The organism is Lysinibacillus composti, from assembly GCF_016908465.1.
Taxonomy (GTDB): Bacteria; Bacillota; Bacilli; order Bacillales_A; family Planococcaceae; genus Ureibacillus; species Ureibacillus composti_A.
Window position 1 is genome coordinate 58,447 of the sequence record NZ_JAFBDY010000008.1, and the last position, 18,855, is coordinate 77,301.

15 protein-coding genes are annotated in these 18,855 nt (G+C 35.0%); all 15 read right to left on the minus strand.

What is annotated here, in order from left to right:
• Positions 1–204: 204 nt before the first annotated feature.
• The gene (locus tag JOD29_RS10500) at positions 205–1,002 is read right to left on the minus strand and encodes a TIGR00282 family metallophosphoesterase (protein ID WP_124764697.1); all 798 of its coding nucleotides are present in this window, start codon (positions 1,000–1,002) and stop codon (positions 205–207) included.
• 366 nt (positions 1,003–1,368) lie between these two features.
• Positions 1,369–2,079 (minus strand): CpsD/CapB family tyrosine-protein kinase, encoded by a 711-nt coding sequence (locus JOD29_RS10505; protein ID WP_124764699.1) that lies wholly within the window; start codon positions 2,077–2,079, stop codon positions 1,369–1,371.
• Positions 2,080–2,918: 839 nt separating this feature from the next.
• Positions 2,919–4,001, minus strand: a complete 1,083-nt coding sequence (locus tag JOD29_RS10510; RefSeq protein WP_124764701.1) for an NAD/NADP octopine/nopaline dehydrogenase family protein — start codon at positions 3,999–4,001, stop codon at positions 2,919–2,921.
• Position 4,002: 1 nt separating this feature from the next.
• Positions 4,003–5,946 carry a TRAP transporter permease gene (locus JOD29_RS10515; RefSeq protein ID WP_124764702.1) on the minus strand — a complete coding sequence of 648 codons (1,944 nt, stop codon included), beginning with the start codon at positions 5,944–5,946 and terminating at the stop codon, positions 4,003–4,005.
• A gap of 218 nt (positions 5,947–6,164) precedes the next feature.
• Positions 6,165–7,187: a TAXI family TRAP transporter solute-binding subunit gene (locus JOD29_RS10520; protein ID WP_124764703.1), complete on the minus strand. Its 1,023-nt coding sequence runs from the start codon at positions 7,185–7,187 to the stop codon at positions 6,165–6,167.
• 72 nt (positions 7,188–7,259) lie between these two features.
• A complete protein-coding gene (argH, locus tag JOD29_RS10525; RefSeq protein WP_124764704.1) occupies positions 7,260–8,735 on the minus strand; it encodes an argininosuccinate lyase in 1,476 nt (491 codons plus the stop codon).
• Positions 8,736–8,796: 61 nt separating this feature from the next.
• Positions 8,797–9,507, minus strand: coding sequence for a GntR family transcriptional regulator (locus JOD29_RS10530; RefSeq protein WP_124764706.1), 711 nt, complete (start codon positions 9,505–9,507; stop codon positions 8,797–8,799).
• 198 nt (positions 9,508–9,705) lie between these two features.
• Complete coding sequence (locus tag JOD29_RS10535) at positions 9,706–10,935, minus strand: GNAT family N-acetyltransferase (RefSeq protein WP_124764708.1); 1,230 nt, start codon at positions 10,933–10,935, stop codon at positions 9,706–9,708.
• A 238-nt stretch (positions 10,936–11,173) separates the two neighbouring features.
• On the minus strand, positions 11,174–11,791 hold the full coding sequence (locus JOD29_RS10540) for a VanZ family protein (protein WP_205101666.1): 618 nt from the start codon (positions 11,789–11,791) through the stop codon (positions 11,174–11,176).
• 129 nt (positions 11,792–11,920) lie between these two features.
• Entirely contained in the window at positions 11,921–13,501 is a 1,581-nt protein-coding gene (locus JOD29_RS10545; protein WP_158610563.1) for a sensor domain-containing diguanylate cyclase, read from the minus strand.
• 260 nt (positions 13,502–13,761) lie between these two features.
• Positions 13,762–14,457: a DUF421 domain-containing protein gene (locus tag JOD29_RS10550; RefSeq protein ID WP_124764714.1), complete on the minus strand. Its 696-nt coding sequence runs from the start codon at positions 14,455–14,457 to the stop codon at positions 13,762–13,764.
• 245 nt (positions 14,458–14,702) lie between these two features.
• Positions 14,703–16,925: an EAL domain-containing protein gene (locus tag JOD29_RS10555; protein ID WP_124764716.1), complete on the minus strand. Its 2,223-nt coding sequence runs from the start codon at positions 16,923–16,925 to the stop codon at positions 14,703–14,705.
• 495 nt (positions 16,926–17,420) lie between these two features.
• On the minus strand, positions 17,421–17,819 hold the full coding sequence (locus JOD29_RS10560) for a hypothetical protein (protein WP_124764718.1): 399 nt from the start codon (positions 17,817–17,819) through the stop codon (positions 17,421–17,423).
• A 223-nt stretch (positions 17,820–18,042) separates the two neighbouring features.
• Positions 18,043–18,456 (minus strand): immunity protein Imm33 domain-containing protein, encoded by a 414-nt coding sequence (locus tag JOD29_RS10565; RefSeq protein ID WP_239585667.1) that lies wholly within the window; start codon positions 18,454–18,456, stop codon positions 18,043–18,045.
• A 72-nt stretch (positions 18,457–18,528) separates the two neighbouring features.
• A complete protein-coding gene (locus JOD29_RS10570) occupies positions 18,529–18,798 on the minus strand; it encodes a hypothetical protein (RefSeq protein WP_124764722.1) in 270 nt (89 codons plus the stop codon).
• Positions 18,799–18,855: the final 57 nt, after the last annotated feature.

The window sequence follows — 18,855 nt, forward strand, 5'->3', positions numbered from 1 at the left end:
TTCGCTCTAAATCAACAAATTTCACGGGTTTATCATTCGGCTAAGGTATTTTAATGTTAGATTAGTTGGAATCGATTTCATCCCATACGGTAAACAACCCCGTATCCCTCAACGAATAAGCGCTATTTTGCATCCGCTTTCTGAGACCATTAGACTGGAAAACCCATTGTAATTTTTGTCGAATTCGGATGAATATCAATGAATTTATGCTTGGAACGGATAATCTTCATTAATATAAATACGCTCACAAGAAAGGGCTTTTCCTGTTTTATTATCGATATTGACAAAGAACCCACTAAGTACTTCTCGACCCTGTTTAGGTACTTCAAAGCGGGCTGGCATATTTGTTTGGAATTTATAAATGACACTTTCCTTTGTCATCCCTAAGATTTCATCATATGGACCAGTCATTCCTACGTCGGTAATATATGCTGTACCACCTGGGTAAATACGTGCATCAGCTGTTTGTACATGCGTATGAGTTCCTACTACCGCAGAGGCACGACCATCAAGATGCCAACCTAGGGCAATTTTTTCACTTGTAGCTTCACCGTGGAAATCTACAAATACTAGTGGAGATCTTTCACGAGCTTCTGCGACTAATTCATCTGCCATTGCAAACGGATCGTCATGAGGCGGTAAAAATACACGACCATGCAAGTTAATTACCGATAGCGTCACCCCATTTTTCTCAATTTGCACCATACCTTTTCCAGGTGCTTCATTTGAAAAATTTGCTGGACGAATAAGGTAATCAGCTTCATCAATAAAATCAAAAATCTCTTTATTGTCCCACGTATGGTTCCCCATCGTAATGACATCAACGCCGATTTGTAACAGCTGCTGATAAATTTTTTGTGTAATGCCACGACCTGCTGCAGCATTTTCACCGTTAGCAATGACCACGTCAGGTGCATATTTTTTCTTTAAACGCGGTAAATATTTTTCTACAGCGTCACGACCAATCGAACCTACGATATCACCGATAAATAAAACTTTCATTGTTTACAACCACACTTTCTTTAAATAACCACTCCATTGTAACAAAGTCATGGAGTTAGAATCAAAATAAATAATAATTATTTTCTTAGTTTTCGCTTTTTACATTTGAGTTTTTCTGAATAATTACGTGACATCCAAATGTTTTCCCACCATACAAAATAAACGCACCCGATCAAATCGAATGCGCTCATACGAAAAAGGAAGTACTTTATTTTATTACAATAACTTTTTTCTATTCACCTTATTAACTATTTTATTACTCAACACTCTTTTATCGAAATATTCAGAAATAATATACTATGAAAAATTCATAGAACATCATTTCCGACATTAAATGATTTCTAATTATTACTTTAAATTTATTTGTTATCTATAATATTGATAATAATAACTATTTTTTGGCAAGTCGAAGTTATTCATTACAACACCGACAATTCTTGCTTTTGAGGCCATTAGGGCAGTTTTAGCTTTAATTGCGTCCGATTTATTTGATTTACCTGAATCCACTATAAGAATTGTTCCATCACATTTGTTTGAAAGTATTTGTGCATCCGCAACCGAAAGTAGTGGTGGCGCATCGAAGATAATGATGTCAAAGTATTGTTCCATTTCTTCAATGAAACTCTCCAGTTGTTTCGATGCTAGCAACTCAGATGGATTAGGTGGAATGTTCCCACAAGTTAGTACATATAAACCAACCATAAACGTTTCTTGGATCGCGTCTTGGGCTGAAATTTGTTTAGCTAAAATATTGGATAACCCCTGTGTATTGAATATATCAAACGTGAAGTGTAATGTTGGCTTTCGCATATCTGCATCAACAATCAACACCCGCTTCCCTTCCTGCGCATATACAACGCCGATGTTGGCAGCAATTGTGGATTTCCCTTCACTTGGCATAGAAGAAGACACCAAAATCGTCGTTAACCCTTTTTCTGGTAAGGAGAATGTGATATTTGTACGGATCGATCGAAATTGTTCTGAAATAATTGATTTCGGATCTGTGACCGTTACAAGTTTTCTTGCAATGGATGTGGGTGTTTTTTTCTTTTTCTTAAACTTTTTGAGTAGATTCATATTCTTAATTCCCCCTTATTAATCCAATATAGATGCCTTAAATTTGATGAAAGACGATTTTTCGGTATCAATTATATTGTAAAAATTGTTATTTTAAGTATACTTTTCTCCTACTCGTATCATACCATCCGTTCAAAAAATTGCCAAATTCTAAATTCATTCGTATCAGTTTTTCTATTTTCCAAATGTTAATATTACATCAAACCCTTAATTTTATAGACCACTTTACAAGAATACTATCACCAATTAACAAAAAGGGGTAATATAGTCACAACATTTTTACTAACACAATCTATTGTTCCGAAAGTTGACAATTAACATTCGAGAATTAGGAGGTGAAATTGATGGTGGAATTTGTTGAAAACAGTCGATAAAGTAGTGAGGATTGATTGCATTGATCTTATCTTTAAAAAGTGTCGACCCGAACAATAGTAGCATTGTCGCGTGATAAAAGACTCAGACTTTCCATTAAAAATAAATTAATTAAAAAGAAATAACTCATGTCTCCTAAAAAATATTGTCTTTGAAAGAGATCTTAAAACCCGCGCTCAATGGAAAAAACCATTTTTTTATATGAATTTTTCTTAAAATAAAAAAGCCTAACTTTTTTAAATTAGGCTTCTTTACTAAAAGAGTATTTTCAATGTTAGTATCCCTACCACTGATATGCGAATTATTCAGAAATACCATTTTGTTCCAAAATAAATCTAGTCAACAAAATTAAGCTAACCGAATATGGGATTGCATTACTAATAAAACTGCTTGATCTTTTGATGTTATCCTATTTAACATTTATTCAAAACATTGAGTTTCATCATTAACTAGATCAATCAAATAAGTTAATGATTAACTTTTGAATTTCCTTTTAAGTATTCAACAATTTCTTCGGGCGTTTTATCTTCTAATCCTAAATCAGATAATTGTAGAGCTTTTGCACGCAAATCCTCTTTTCTAATTAATGAAGCCAAATCTATTAGTAGATTAGATGCAGGTGTTTTGACTCCCAATTTTTCACCAAGTTTCACAATAGGATGTAACCCGTATGGTACATCTTCATAAATATAGCGGTAATTCAAAGTTGTCGGGGCGATGCCAGTTTTATATGCTGGATTTTTTTGAATTGCATCGTAAAGGTTATCCTCATCCACATCATAAAACCTTTTAAGCAACTCTAAACTAGTCGATAGGTTAATATTTAATTTTTCTCCTATTTCCAATCGCTCTTTTTCAATTTGTTCCATTACATTCACTACAGATGGGGTTGCTCCATCAGGGTAGAAGTAGAAGTCTCCCTCAGATTCTATTCTTCCTGCGTTTAATAACAAAATTGGTACGTGGAAGACTGGATTTACATTGTTTAAAGTAGTAGTTAAAACACTGTCTGTAATTTCTAATTGAGGATAGACTTCTTTAAGTCTGTCTTTTACTATAGGTGAGTCTGTAGCTGGGAGAGCGGCAAATTCCAGCGAATCTTTAATCTTTCTCACACGAACATGCCCTGGTTCTATATATCTGCAAGTGTAAATAAGGGATTCTGTTTCAGCTACATAAACCTTTTTATTCATTCCAACTTCTTCAAATATATTTCGGAATTCAAGGGCTCCCCAATACCCTGGGAATATCAAGATTACCTGATCATCTTGTAGATATGGTGCAATTGACCGAGCAACACTCTTATGTGCTGTACCTGTCGTTGTTACCAAGATGACTTGGCTGTCTTTCATAGCAAACTTTAAATCTGTTGTTGCAGTTACAGAGGCGAATCCTTCAAATACGCCCTCTGATTTAATCCCACCCTTTTCATTAATTTTAGCAATCAATTCAGTTTGAATATCATATAAAACAACCTCATGATTTAACAATGTTAGATGTGCTGCCATACTTTGTCCGCCATTTCCCGCACCAATAATCGAAAATTTCATTTTATCCCTCAATTTCGCTTATATTTTGTTGATCTAACTTTTTAGAACTAAAGAACATTTGCAATAATGCACCCACAAAAATTAATCCCAAACCAATTGCATCAGTAATTAAACCTGGAACAATCAATGATAAAGAAGCCGTAATGAGCAAAATTCTAACTAAAATATTCGCGTTTTTCCCGATGAACCATCCTTCTACGCCACATGCAAGTACAAATGCTCCGACGATTGCAGTTAAAGTAGAAACAATAATCTCTATAGGTGTTCCTTGTAATAAAATGGCCGGACCATAGACAAATACAAACGGAATAATAAATGCCACAATTCCAATTTTCATAGATGTCATGGCAACCTGCATTGGTTTCGCTTCAGCAATACCAGCAGCTGCATATGCAGCAAGTGCCACAGGAGGTGTAAACGCTGACAAACAAGCAAAATAGAATACAAACATGTGGGCAGCTAAAGGAGATACGCCCATCTGAATTAATGCTGGGGCAACAACCGCGGCTGTAATTAAATAAGCAGCTGTAGTAGGAAGTCCCATCCCTAAAATAATCGTTGCACACATCGTCATGATTAGTGCCAATGCTAAATTATCACCAGCTAAAGAAAGAATCAGTGAAGCAAACTTTAACCCGGCACCTGTTAAATTTAAGACCCCTATTACAAGCCCAGCAGTTGCACAGGCTGCAATCATTCCGAGTGCAGATTTGGCACCGTCAACTAAGCAGCTAATTAATTTTGCAAAGGTCATTCTCGTATGCTTTTTAACAAAAGATACGAGTATTGTTGATGCAATTGCCCAAATTGCTGCTTTAATTGGGCTTGTATTTAACACTGTCATGGTAAAAATTAAAACGAGTAATGGAATAAATAAATGACCTTCTTTTAGTAAAACATTCTTTAAATTTGGAAGTTCACTCTTTGGTAATCCTTTTAATCCTAATTTCGCGGCCTGTAAGTCAATCATAATGATGACCGTGAAAAAGTATAATAATGCTGGAACGATGGAGGCATAAACGATATTAATATAGGAAGTTCCTAGTAATTGCGCCATAATAAAGGCAGCTGATCCTAATATAGGTGGCATGATTTGCCCACCAGTCGACGCTACTGATTCCACTGCGCCTGCATAACGTGAGGAATAACCTATTTTTTTCATCAACGGAATTGTAAAGACACCCGTTGATACTACATTTGCCACTGAATTTCCAGAAACTGATCCGAATAGAGCACTTGAAACAACAGCAGCTTTTGCTGGTCCTCCTCTTTTTCCACCCGTTGCACCTATAGCAAAGTCTATAAAAAACTTACTTCCACCAGTTTCACTTAAAAAGGAGCCGAATAAGATAAATAAGAATACAAAGGTTGCAGAAGCACCAATCGGTACACTAAAGATTGCATCCATACTATTCAAATAACTTAATATACGATCCCAGCTATAACCACGGTGTCCTAAGTCACCTGGAATATACTTACCAAAATGTGCATACAAAATAAAAAGTAAAGCAAGGATAGGTAAAATTAATCCTGTTGTTCGTCTAGTAATCTCTAAAACAACACCGATTAATATAATGCTTACCACCAAATCTAAACCCGTTGGGGCAACACCAATTCTATAAACTAATTCATCCATCTCAAGGATGAGGTAAGAACCTGCAAATACAACTAGTAATATTAATATATAGTCAATCATGGTTGTTATTGGACTATTATAAGCAGATTTTTTCATTGGATATTGCATCAAAATTAAAATGGCCCCTAGTCCTAAGTGAACTGTATAGAGAATCCATGGAGTAATTGGATAAAATCCTAATACAAATAGATGAAATAATGACATTATTACAGCTATTAAAGTAAATAGTTTAAGATTAATTCCGATTAGTATCTTTTTAGAACTGGAATTCTCTTGAATCTCCAAATCAGCTGATTTCAATTCGGACATGGTTAACCTCCCCACTACATTTCGATTCAATCATTCTCTCTAACTGTTAATTATTTTATTTAATAGCATGATATGGTGATTGTTACTAAATAATTTAGAGACTCTGGAATATGTAAATCTATTTAAATTAATATTTTTGTAGGTAAATTTTTTGTTTTGTATCTTTCAGATTAAGTACTTCTTGGCAACTTTAGATTGCCAAGAAGACTCATGATTAATTATTGTTCTGGCGGCAATAGATTTTCTGGAATTTCGATACCTATTTCTTGATAATATTTAACAGCCCCTGGATGATAAGGAATCGTACTATACTTGAAATTTTCAACGATCGTTTCTTTTGCACTTGGATCCACCGCTAAAAGTTCTTCATGTTTCTCAAATGTGGTTTTAACTAGGTTATAAACTAACTCATCTGATAATTCTGATGATGCTATTGCGAAATTCCAAAAGCCAGGTAGTAAAATATCTTCCTCTTGGTGTTTATAAGTACCGTTAGGAATAATTGCCTCCGACCAATAAGGATACTTTTCTAGGGCCTTTTTCATTTCTTCTTCAGTTAAACCAATATGTTGAACCTCGTGTGTCGTTTCAAGATCAAGCATGAAAGGTCCCGGAACTCCTGTGACCGCAAAACCAGCATCAATTGTTCCATCACGTAATCCGTCAATCGCAGTATTAGTTGGAATTCCACTTACCCTACCAGGCTTAACTCCTAAAACATCCAAAAGGCCTTCACCAGCAACTGCACTAGTACTTCCTGGTGCTCCTGTACTTACAATTTTATTCGCAAAGTCACTAATACTTGTAATTCCACTATCTTTCAAACTATACATATGCATAACACTTGCATACATTGGGAAAATTGAACGAATTTTCGTATACTTTTTATCTGCCCAACCTGTACCAGTATAGGCTTCACCAGCAAGCCATGCTGTCACGAAACCTAAATCCATCTCTCCACTTTCAATTAATTGGATATTTGAATTTGGGCCTCCAGTAACTTCTACTGCAACATCAGTATTTGGGACGTTCTTTCCAATAATATCTGCCCAGCCGCCACCCCATACATAGTAAGTACCCCCTTGACTCGACGTACCTAAAAGAAGTCTATGTTCAGTTTCATTCGAAGTGTTAGAATTTGTTTCCCCATTACTTTCGGAAGTACTACTCTTAGAACACCCAGCCAATGCGAGAGTTAAAACAGCAACTGTAAGTAATAATTTTGAAAATTTACCTTTCATTCAATTTCCCCTTTGTTTGAGATTTGCTTTCTTTTTCAACAATTAAATCTTATAAGCTATTAGAATCCCCCTTTATACATTTTGAGTATTAGACAATTTACTTCTTTTATCATGGAAAAGAGTTTGTTGTTTGATTAACCATTTTTTATCTTTCTCTAAAGCTTCCGTCAACCTTATTAGCTGTCTTTTAACTTCTCCTGATGCAGGTCCTCCAATAGTACTTTTCAATTCAACATTTTGAATTGGATCTAATGCCTGTTTAATACCTTCTTTTGACAACAGGATTTCTTTACCTATGACCAATTTTGATAGATCTTTAATAACCTCAGAATCTATGTTTGATACTGGAATTTTTTTATCTATCATTTCGCTAACTAAGTGTCCGACAATTTGATGCGCTTCTCTAAATGATATATTTGCTTCTCGGACAATCGTATTTGCTAGTTCAGTCACTGTTGAAAAATTCTCCATTGTACGTAATAACATTTTTTCTTCATTAAATTTCAGTGTTTTAACTGTTGCCGTCATTAGGTGGAGACTAGAATCTACATCGGTGAATGCGTCCCAAAAATATTTAAAACTTTCGGTTAAATCTCGGCTATGACCATAGGATGTATTTTTCAAACAACTTGTTGCAGAAATTAAAGCTGACATAACATGACCTGATTTCGCTTTAATATGTTCTAATGTAATTGGATTCTTCTTTTGAGGCATGATACTACTACAAGCTGCAACTGAATCCCCTACCTCGACAATGCCAAATTCATCGGTTGACCAAATATATAGATCTTGGCTAAATCGACTAAGGTTGTTCATTAATATATTCATTGCTGAAAGTGCCTCTAAAACATAATCTCGAGAAGCTACTGCATCAATCGAGTTTTCCATTGCATGTTCAAATCCTAAAAGAGTTGAAGTTTCTTGACGATCAATTTTAAAAGATGTTGATGCCATTGCTCCGGCACCTAATGGGGAAATATTAATTACGTTGAATGATTGTATAAATCGTTGAAAATCTCTTTCGAGTGCTGAGAGAATTGCAGATAAATAGTGAGCTAGTGTAATTGGTTCCGCTGGTTGCATATGCGTATATCCAGACATTACGGTATGAAGAGAGTTATTAGCTATTTTCATTATTTCTTCCCGAAGACTAACTACTTGCTGACAAATGTTTAGAAGACTATCTCGACTGTTCATTCTTGCCAAAGTTGCATATAAATCATTTCTGCTTCTTCCAGTATGTAGTTGGCCACCAACTTCAACACCAACTATCTTAATGAGAGCAGCTTCAATATTGAAATATAGCTCTTCTAATTTAGGATCTAATTCTAAACTAGCAGCACCATTTTTATTTATACTTTCTAAAGCATCCGTAATTTTCTGCCCATCTTCCTGGGAGACAATACCTTTAGAAATTAACATGATTAAATGTCCTTTATTAATATCCATAATATTAGTAAAGGATCTCTTCTGCTCTGCCTCTAAGGCTGGGAGAAGAAGATAGTTAATCACCTCTTCGGATAATTCTGCCTTTAATCGTTCCCTCACGAATAGACCACTCCCTTTTGATTTACACCTAAAAGAAACTGAATAGCTTCTGAAAAGAATGTTATTCTGAGCTAAAAAGCATCTTACAACGATCACCTCTAAAAACACTTGTATTCAATATGACAGGTGTTCCTTGTGGTGTCATTAAAAGCCTTGTAATCTTTAAAGTTGGCTGACTTTGATCAATTCCCAACACTTTTGCTTCGTATGAATCTAGTAGGACAGGCTCAATATAGTTCTTATACCTAGTTAGAGTGATTCCATACTGTTCTAAAATCAAGTCACTAAGTCTTCCCTCAAGATTTTTCTCAAGTAGGCCTGGGACAAGGTTGACTGGAATATAGGATTTTTCTATTGCCGCAGGTTCTTCATTAAAATACCTTAAGCGAATAATTTCAAATACTTTCTCATTGTTTTTTAAATTTAGAGCTTTTAATTTCGCAGACGTACCTTCTATTTCTTTCATACTGATGGGTGTATGTTTAGTCCCAAATTCCTCTGGATAAGAAAAGTTGATAAAATTGCCTTCGAATTTAGGTTTAGCAACGAACGTGCCAACCCCCTTCTTTCGTTTCAGAACCCCTTCATTGACCAATTCGAGGATAGCTTGTCTAATGGTTGACCTGCTTACATCTAGGTTTTTCGCTAAATCTAACTCATTTGGAATCTTATCACCACTTTTCCAATCACCGTTTTCAATTTTTTCCTTTATTAACTCTTTAATTTGGTAATATAGTGGAATGCCACTTTCTTCATTTAATACTGATTTCATCTTAACTCCTCATTTTTCGGATATTTGTTTTGACAGTTCCGTTTTTGTAATGAGCAACTCTTTTGAATGTTCGTATGTCTGTACATACTATGAGGATAAATTAATCAGTATTCGAAAACAGTTAAAATTTTTTTAGGAATTTGATTACAATAAATAAAAAACCTCACAGCCAATCAGCTGCAAGGGTTAAATTCCATATTAAAAATAATCAATAAACTGTGGAATGCCGACTGGAATTAAGTCTTCCAGGATGGTGATGGTTTCGGATTTTCCTTTTAGACGTTCGATTTTTTTTAGATATTTTGGACGCTTGTAACCAAGAAGCATGGTTGTTAAGGTTTGGATGGACATTTGAACGGTGATGTCTTCCATAACATCGAAATTAGTCACTCTTTTTACGGTTACGTTTCCATTTTCGGACAAGATATCGTAAGTGCCATTATTCCACTCAACTAAACGGTCTGCCACTGCGAACCGGATATGGAAGTCGGGTTCATCAAATGGGTAGCGCTTTAAAAATTCCTCTACATCGACGATCCGGGCCATAAAATATGGGGAAACCTTTTGAATGATTTCGCTATCTTCAAATAAGAATGCTACTGGCTCATTTCCGGCTGTTTTACCGTATGCATTGTAAACCATCGATTTATGGGCAGAAACGAAATTCCATAATCCTTTTCGTGCCTCTTCTTGCAAGTAGACAATTTCATCAATATAGAAATTTTCTTCCATAATTCTGTAGAATAAATAGCCTTGAGGTTCGTCGTTTTCATCATAATAAACAGCTGCTTGCATTTGGACATCGGTATCGACGAATTTTTCTTCCCAATAATCCTCGTGAAATTTTTCATTCCATGCGATTGTATTTCGGATCATGGCGCCGTGCGTGATGGAAGCATACCGTTGATAAACATCCACTAGGTGCTCATCTCTCGTTCCTACTCGTCGGATTTTTCCTGGTATGGAAGAATATTGAGGGAATTGTGTATCTTTCACTTGAAACTCTACGATATCGCTCATAATCTCCCAACCCTTTTTCCGGTAATATGGAATGGAGAATGGGAATAAATAGGAAATATATCGACCTTCATTACGCATCATGATTAATGTTTCCTTAATTAATTGATCCATCAACCCTTGTTTGGAATACTCAGGGTAAGTACCGATTGCTGTAATTCCACCCATTTCATAGGGAACGCCATAAATATTTACTTGGAATGGCAAACTTAAGATTTGGGAGACAAGTTGCCCTCCGTCAAACCATCCGAGTGCATGGCCTTCATTAAATTGTCTACTTTTCTCACTGACGAAGCGTCGATCTTTTTTAATGGACATGGACATTTGAAAAACATAATTTAACAAGTCAATGGATTGAGCCATCTCCTCCATTTTGATTTCTCGCATCACAAGTCCTTTTCGTTGATTCAACATAATCACCTATTAATTTTAGTTTTTATTATTCAAAATTGCCTTAGCTCAGTACGGTCAAAAGCCCACTGAATTAGTTAATCTTAACAAATTTCGTTAGTCGATACATGTGTATATTAGCCTTTTAACTTTGAAGAATTTGTAAATCATTTTGTATCTAAATTTACAATCTGAATGGTTCACGCCAGACTATTCGCCATCTTCCTCGGAACATTAGGTTTTATTAGTTTATTAATTCTTATTGAAAATTAATCATAGCCAATAAATTTCTTACTCGATCTGACAATGATCCATTGAATGTGATAAAAGGTTCTTCGTTGAAATAAAGTAAACCAAGTAAAAATGGAGAAAGAATGATGATAAAATATGTTAGTCGTTTTAGAGGGAAAGGCTGTACTTTACTGAACTTCGAAAAAATGAAAGTTGGAATAACTAAGCCTATTGTGATACCTAACATATTGTAGAGGGCATCTAACAATTCCGCGCTGCGGTCAGGTAATAACAGTTGCCGATATTCTTCGATGATCCCAATTACCATTAATGTAACCCATATAATACTGATATTTCGAATTTGATTTCTTTTCGTAGAGAATAGAAGCGTTGTTAATCCTAAAACGAGTGACACACTTGTATAAAAAGATAGATGTTGCCATTTGTCGTGTCCAAATAATAATCCAAAATTAATATCCATAATTGAACCCCTTTTATAATTATCAGTATCAATGAACCCTTTGTCATTTATTTCAGGATGGTCATATTTAGGAAAATCACGCGAGGCTGTAAATGTAGTATTAGGGCCTCGCAATAAAATGTTAAAATGTCTTTTCAGTGTAGCACCTAACCAGATTGTTGCCAAATATTTTCCATTTTATTATTAAAATTCTTCCAACCCCTATCCAACGCTTTAAAAAATCTTCAAACATACTCTCATGCAAAATAAAAAAGAACTTCTCACCATGAACGCAAGAAGTTCCGTCATAATCTATTAACTTTTGGATGAAGCAATTGATACGCGATTGCGTCCTGAATTTTTTGCATCATATAATGCTTGATCGGCTAAATCTAATAAATCACTAGTACGAGAGGCTGTATCAGGAAAAGAAGCAACACCTGCTGATAATGTAACAGGTCGCCCACATGGACTTTCTGTTTTCTCTAAAGTTTTGCGTAAACTTTCAGCTATTTCAAACGCCTCTTCAATACTTGTTTCTGGAAGTAGGAGGACAAATTCCTCCCCACCATATCGACAACAAATATCAACTTCTCTTGTACCTTCTTTCATCATCTTGACAAAAAACTTCAAGACTTCATCACCCATGGCATGTCCATAAGTATCATTTATTCTTTTAAAGCGATCTAAATCTAGCATAATAACTGAAAATTTTATCTCTTTTGACGTCCATTGTTGTAGAATTTCATCCAATGTTCGTCTATTCATTGCACCTGTTAGTGGATCAGTGGTTGATTTGTCCATAAATAAATTAACTTGACTATGAAGAAACGCAAAACTGTGAATTAGTGCCGTCTTTATTTGAAGAGCTTCATAATACCATGCATTTGTTTCTTTTAGCTTCCGCATTTCGCTTTCTTCAACACTAACCACTGTAATGGCAGCCAGTTTTTCTAATGGTCTCACAATTCTATTTGCAGCAAATATTGCAATAATGATGGAAAGGATAATTAAAGGAAGTTGAATAATAAAGGAATTCATTACTATTTTCCCAACTGAATCTATCGCAACGGCTTTTGGAGTTTGAGCAACAACTCCCCATTTGCTTAAATCCACGAAACTGTAACCTGCAAGCATATCTACACCAAAAGAATTGGTTACTTGTTGGGCTCCACTTTTTCCCTCCATTATTTTTTTTACTACCTCATTGTCGGATATGTCATCTCCTATAAGTTCTTCATTTTGATGATAAATAACAATCCCATCAGAATCTACAACGTACACATAAGATCCATTTTGATAATAATGATCTCCTAATATGGTTTCAAAAAAATTAGATTCATTCAAATAGACCGTACCATTGATTAACCCTTCATAAGACCCGTCTTTTGAGAAGAGTGGATATGAGAGGGTAATCACTACTCTATCTGTTGAAGTTTTATATGGCATGGTTATGGAAGGTTTTTGGTTTTTAATGAGCTGTAAACCTTCTGTCGATTTTATGAAATTCCCCTTAAGGCCAAATTCTTCTGGTGCACCTGCGATCATTAAGCCCTCAGAGTTCGCTATTACAACAGAATTAAACGTTTCTTCTTGTTCCTGAACACGATTCACTACATTCATAATTAATTCTTCATCATCTAAATGGTCTTCTACTTCAGCTGCACTAAATTCAAGTACTTTTAAAGCATCATCTAAATAAATGCTCACCATTTGAGCTAATTTTTCAGCATAAACCCGGTTTGTTTCAAGCGATTGTTCTTTTAACAACTTTATATTCCCTTGATAACTACTGTATAAACTACTAGCAATGGATAACATAAAAGCTAATACGATAACAGCCACTATCAAAGACTTTAATGTAATTTTTAGGTGTAATTTATTACTCAGTTTCAATATTAATGCTCCCATTCATCGGATCAAGATCAATATCTTTTAATACAATATGGTCAATTTCAACCTAGATTAACATAATCATTCAGTTCGTTGGTATGGAAAACATTTCTAGGTTAGTTGAAAGTAAATTAACGGTCAAGAGTTAATTGTGCGTGTTTAAGTGCGCATTTCATTTCTTTTATATAAAAATAAACAGGCGAGAAAATGATACGTTTTCCCACCTGTTTACATTAGTGATCGTTTGGACTTAGTAATGCGCTTCATCGCTGCTTTGAAGGACTTTGATAGGTTTGTACAAAAATTCCGTCCCCTTCTAACCATTCTGCAATAAAAACCTCTTTGTAATTTACAATATTTTTCGATAAAAGTTGTTTCTTTAGCCAGGTTTCATCATAACCGATATCACTTATTTCATCCCACAATACTTTTCCGTCCCGAATCAAAGTGACGGGTACATTCGGTGGCTTTCCAACTAGATTAAAATCTTCTAACGTCGTCTTTTGATATTGTGGCTTCTTTAATATACTGATTGAACCATTAGGCTCTAAATAACAATAAGCCACTTCTCGAATAGAAAAAGTTTCACTCTGCCTAAGCAGACTTTGCAATTGATTAAGATTCATGCGGCTCTTTCTCAGTTGTTCTCGGTCAACTACTCCATTTCTAATTAGCGCAGATGGTTTCCCTTGAAAAATCCCTCTTAAGAATAATGATTTTCTTTCAACATATTCAACAATAAATAGTAGGAGTCCCCAAAGGCTTAAGGCATAGATGATATAACCGACACCAACTTTTGGGTCATAGAGGGCGTTTCCAAGTAATTCTCCAAATACAATTCCAGAAATAAATGTAAAGGGTGTAACTTGCTTAATGATTTTTCTACCAACTACATGCACGATTATTACCAATAAGAAAAATCCAACAATTAGTTCAATGGTTAAATGCATAACCTTCATAATTTCTAAAATACTCCCATCTAAATTCTTATGTAGGAATCATTTTATTTTTACTACAGGACGGGGTTTATTCATTTCCTTTAAAAAAAGTGTTCCCTACCCTTGATGATTTATTCTAATTAGGAATTGAATGGTAAAAGGTTCATTTCGGACGGGAGTTGAATGGGGAAAAACGCAAAAGATACACCATTTTCCTTAATGAGAAAATGGTGTTCCTATTGTTAATGATCTCGGGGTATTATGCGCTAAAATAGTTTCTCGATTTCATTTACTGGCAATGGCTTGCTGTAATAGTAGCCTTGTGCTTGATCGCAATGAAGGTTACTTAGAAACAAGGCTTGTTCCTTCGTTTCCACACCTTCTGCTATTACTTTAAGATTTAACCCGTGGGCTAAGGAAATAATGGCACTTATTATCTTTACATCGTTATGGTCATTTAATATATCGTTGACAAAGGAGCGGTCAATTTTTAAATGATCAATCGGGAAGTTTTTCAAATAATTTAAGGAACTATAGCCTTTGCCAAAATCATCAATCGCAATTTGCACACCCAACTCATGTAAGGCTTGCATCGTAGTAATTGCATGGTCAACATCCATTGTCATCGATTCGGTAATTTCAATTTCTAAATATTGTGGCTCTAAATTCGTTTCAATTAACACCTGTTTCACCCGTTCAACCAGTGCATGCTGTAAAAAGTCCTGTGGCGATAAATTCACAGCGACTTTTATTGGGGTAAAGCCATGATTTTGCCAATCTTTAGATTGATGGCATGCTTTTTGTAACACCCATTCCCCCAATGTATCTGCCAAGCCTAATTCTTCTGCTAGTGGAATTATATCTCCAGGATTAATTAATCCAAAAGTTGGATGATTCCAACGAATTAATGCCTCTACTCCTACTATTTTTTGCGAACATAGGCTAATTTGTGGTTGATAATATAGCTCTAACTGATTATTTTCTATTGCATGGCGCAGTTCTTGTTCAAACGTTAACTTTTCAAAAAGATATTTTTCTAACGTCGATTCATAGACAAAGTAGCTGTTTTTGCCTTGTTCCTTAGCCCGGTACATCGCTGTATCAGCCTTACGGAACAGTGTATCCGCATCATACTCACTACAAAGATAAGTAGCAATACCAATACTTGTACTTATATGAAATTCATAGTTAGCAATCGCAAAGGGCTGTTGGAACAATTGAATAATCCCTTCTGCAATTGACGTAGTTTCCGATAAATTGGATAAGCCATTCAAAATAACCGTGAACTCATCGCCCCCCATGCGGAAAAGCTCAGCATTGTTAGGTAAATATTCACGTAGACGCTTGCTGACTTGCACTAACAGCCAGTCACCTTTTTCATGGCCTAATGTATCATTGATCATTTTAAACCGATCGAGGTCAAGTAAAAAAATAGAGAACTTCTTGTTATGCTCCTTCGTTCTCTCCATTTTTTCTTTCAATACTTTATGAAAATAGCGACGGTTAGGAAGTCCAGTTAGATCATCATGATACGCAAGATAATTAATTCGTTCTTCCGCTTCATACCGGTCCGTCATATCTTTTAATTGAGCAAATGCACCAGTTAATCGACCTTTTTCATCATACAGTGGTCTTCCATCTAATAAACAAACTGTTTGGTAGCCAGTTTTTTCACAAGTAAAACGGAGTTCGATATCAGTAAATCGTTGTTGTGATGTTAAAATTTGGTTTATATTTTCTGCTATTGGGCTAAGTTTTTCGATTTTCTTTCCAATAATTGTCTTTTTATGCCAACCTGTTAACTTTTCACCAAAGGAATTAATTTTCGTCACTTCACCATGTACGTCCGTTTGAATAATTGCCGTTTTTGCGTTATCTGTGACGATTTGATTCAAGATATTTAATTGATTATTTTTTTCTTTTAAAATGAACTCTCTTTCTATGGAGCCAACGACTGTTGTTAACATCGTCAAAAGTAAAGGACTTAGATAATCAACAAACGTCATAATGGAAATAGTTCCTCTAATAGGGGATTTGTCTTCAACTTCAAATGGGACAGAATAACAAGCAGTTTTTTGTAGGAAACGGTGATAATGTTGAATTCCAATAACTTCAACAGGCCTATTTAAACTGAGAGCTATACTTGCTGAATTCGTCCCATTTGTTTCTTCTGTAAATAGAGCACCCGGTTTTATGCCCAATTGTTGAACTGATTGAGTCATGGTTGAATCCCCATTAAACTTTAAAATCGTCCCTTTATCATCAGTTACTATGAGGATTAGCGGCATCCCATTGAGCGTTTGAATAAATTTTTCTGCAAAAGTATCGAAAATACTTAAAAGTTTATTATAATCTATCAGTTTTTTCTGTAGTTCATCATTCGAAATGTAATGAGTATTGGGGATCGTATTCGGGTCCATCCCTAGCATTTCACAACGTTTTTTTGATTCTAGAATATATGAAGGAATATCTTGGTGGTGGATCGTCATGATGTAGTTACTCCTTTTATCTTCATTGCAGATTAAATCTAATAATCTAATATATTAATCGTCAGTAATTTTATATTTACATTTGCCTATTATAGCATATAGATACTATAATTTTATTGAGTTATAGCAAGAAATAACTACCAGATGAGGTTGAAAAATCGTTTTGAAAAAACGCTATAACTTTCGGTGTATGCTAGATCATTGTAAATATTTCACATTAGAGAATTTATAGTTAAAAATACTTATAAACAAAAGAAGCGTGTCAAAAATCCCGACAATATTTGAAATAATCCCGACATTTTTTCAAATATTCCCGACAAAAAATTGAATAATCCCGACATTCTAAATTTAGGTTTGATAAAGTGATTTCTCGTTTACAAATAGTTAACGACCGCATTAAAATAATCCTTAAATCTCGGAGGCACCATTTGTTTTCTTCTATATAAAGAAGTGAATCCTAATTATGAGGGATAGTCAAAAACTTCAAATCCACTCTTAACCTCGAATCTCCATCACAATCTTAAAAGCTTCCTCAATTTCATTTAGCCCGATTAAACTTTCGATCTCATCTGCGACTGCATACCAATCTGAACCATATAATCTTAAGTATTTTGCGAAGTCTAGATAGTTGTTGGAATCTTTACTTTGTGCAAGAAAAATCAACCTTTGATATAGGCTAATGATACATTGAACCGGCAAAAAGAAATTAGCCTTGTCATATTCAATCATCGCCTTCAACGTAAAAATAGAATTTTCCTGCCCAGCCTTCTCAACAAAACGCTGGACAATGGCATTCCGCTCTTGCTGCATCATTTCTTGCTCTACTTCATTTAGAGCAGACCAATCCAATAGGTTGATGACAAATAATTTATTCGCAATCGCCTTTAACGTCACGTTTCATCCCCCTTATAAAGGACCTAAGTTAAGACTCATTTCTAAGAAGGTTTAGTGAAGCCATTTATTTGATTAAAAAAGAGAAGCGTTTGGTGACATCCTGATCAAATGCACGTAACGCTCCTCTAGGTACCTGGAGACCATCTATTTTTAAAAAATCGATTGATATTCTCGCGTTTCTAGTTAATTAAATTTTCTTGAATAATAAATTCTCCGTGAGTAATTAATTAACTGGTAAAATTAGCTCGCCCGTTTCCGTTACAAAAAAAGTATTCCCGCCTTCTTTTATAATGGTTAAATCTGTTCCTATAGGCAGTTCGTAAATCGCAAATACGGCAGGCTCAAGATCTATCACTTTTTGGTAATCACAAATACTTAAATTTCTTGAGTCACTTAAAAATTCGTCAGTATCGACATCGGATAAAAATCGCCACCCATTGTCAAGTTCATTGACAGGCTCTTCGCGAAAACACCATTTGATGGATCCCTTATTCTCTAAAATATTGTTAGAGATAATACACCCACCTAAGCCTGATCCCTTTTTCATCTCATTCCCCCATTTATTCAAAATATAAAAGTCAGAATCATCTACACGACAAACAGCTTCTATTCTTTTATATGCTTGAACTTTGGGCATTATTGTTGAGTTTTTGATAAATCAAAAACCACGGAGTTTCCTCGATGGTTTGAAAGGTGCATTACATGGTACTTAAATCAGTAGCTTTGCAAGTTTTTCTGCTTTATGCATTTCTCCTAAAAGTGGATTTTTGTAGTCAGTGTAGTGATCCAAATATGCTCTAACACCACCAACAATGTTAATTTGATGCACGTCTCGATCTTTTTCCAAAATTTCTAAGGAATCGGAGTAGCGCTTATATAAAAGTTGGAATAAACCACTATCGATTTCATTGATGTAGGTAGAATTTAGTAGATTAATGACAACTGTGATTTGGTTCTTTAGATGATGTATGTTATCCATGGATTTCTTTCTCCTTCAACACCTAACATATGCTTTTTTACTAAAAAACCTTGAAAG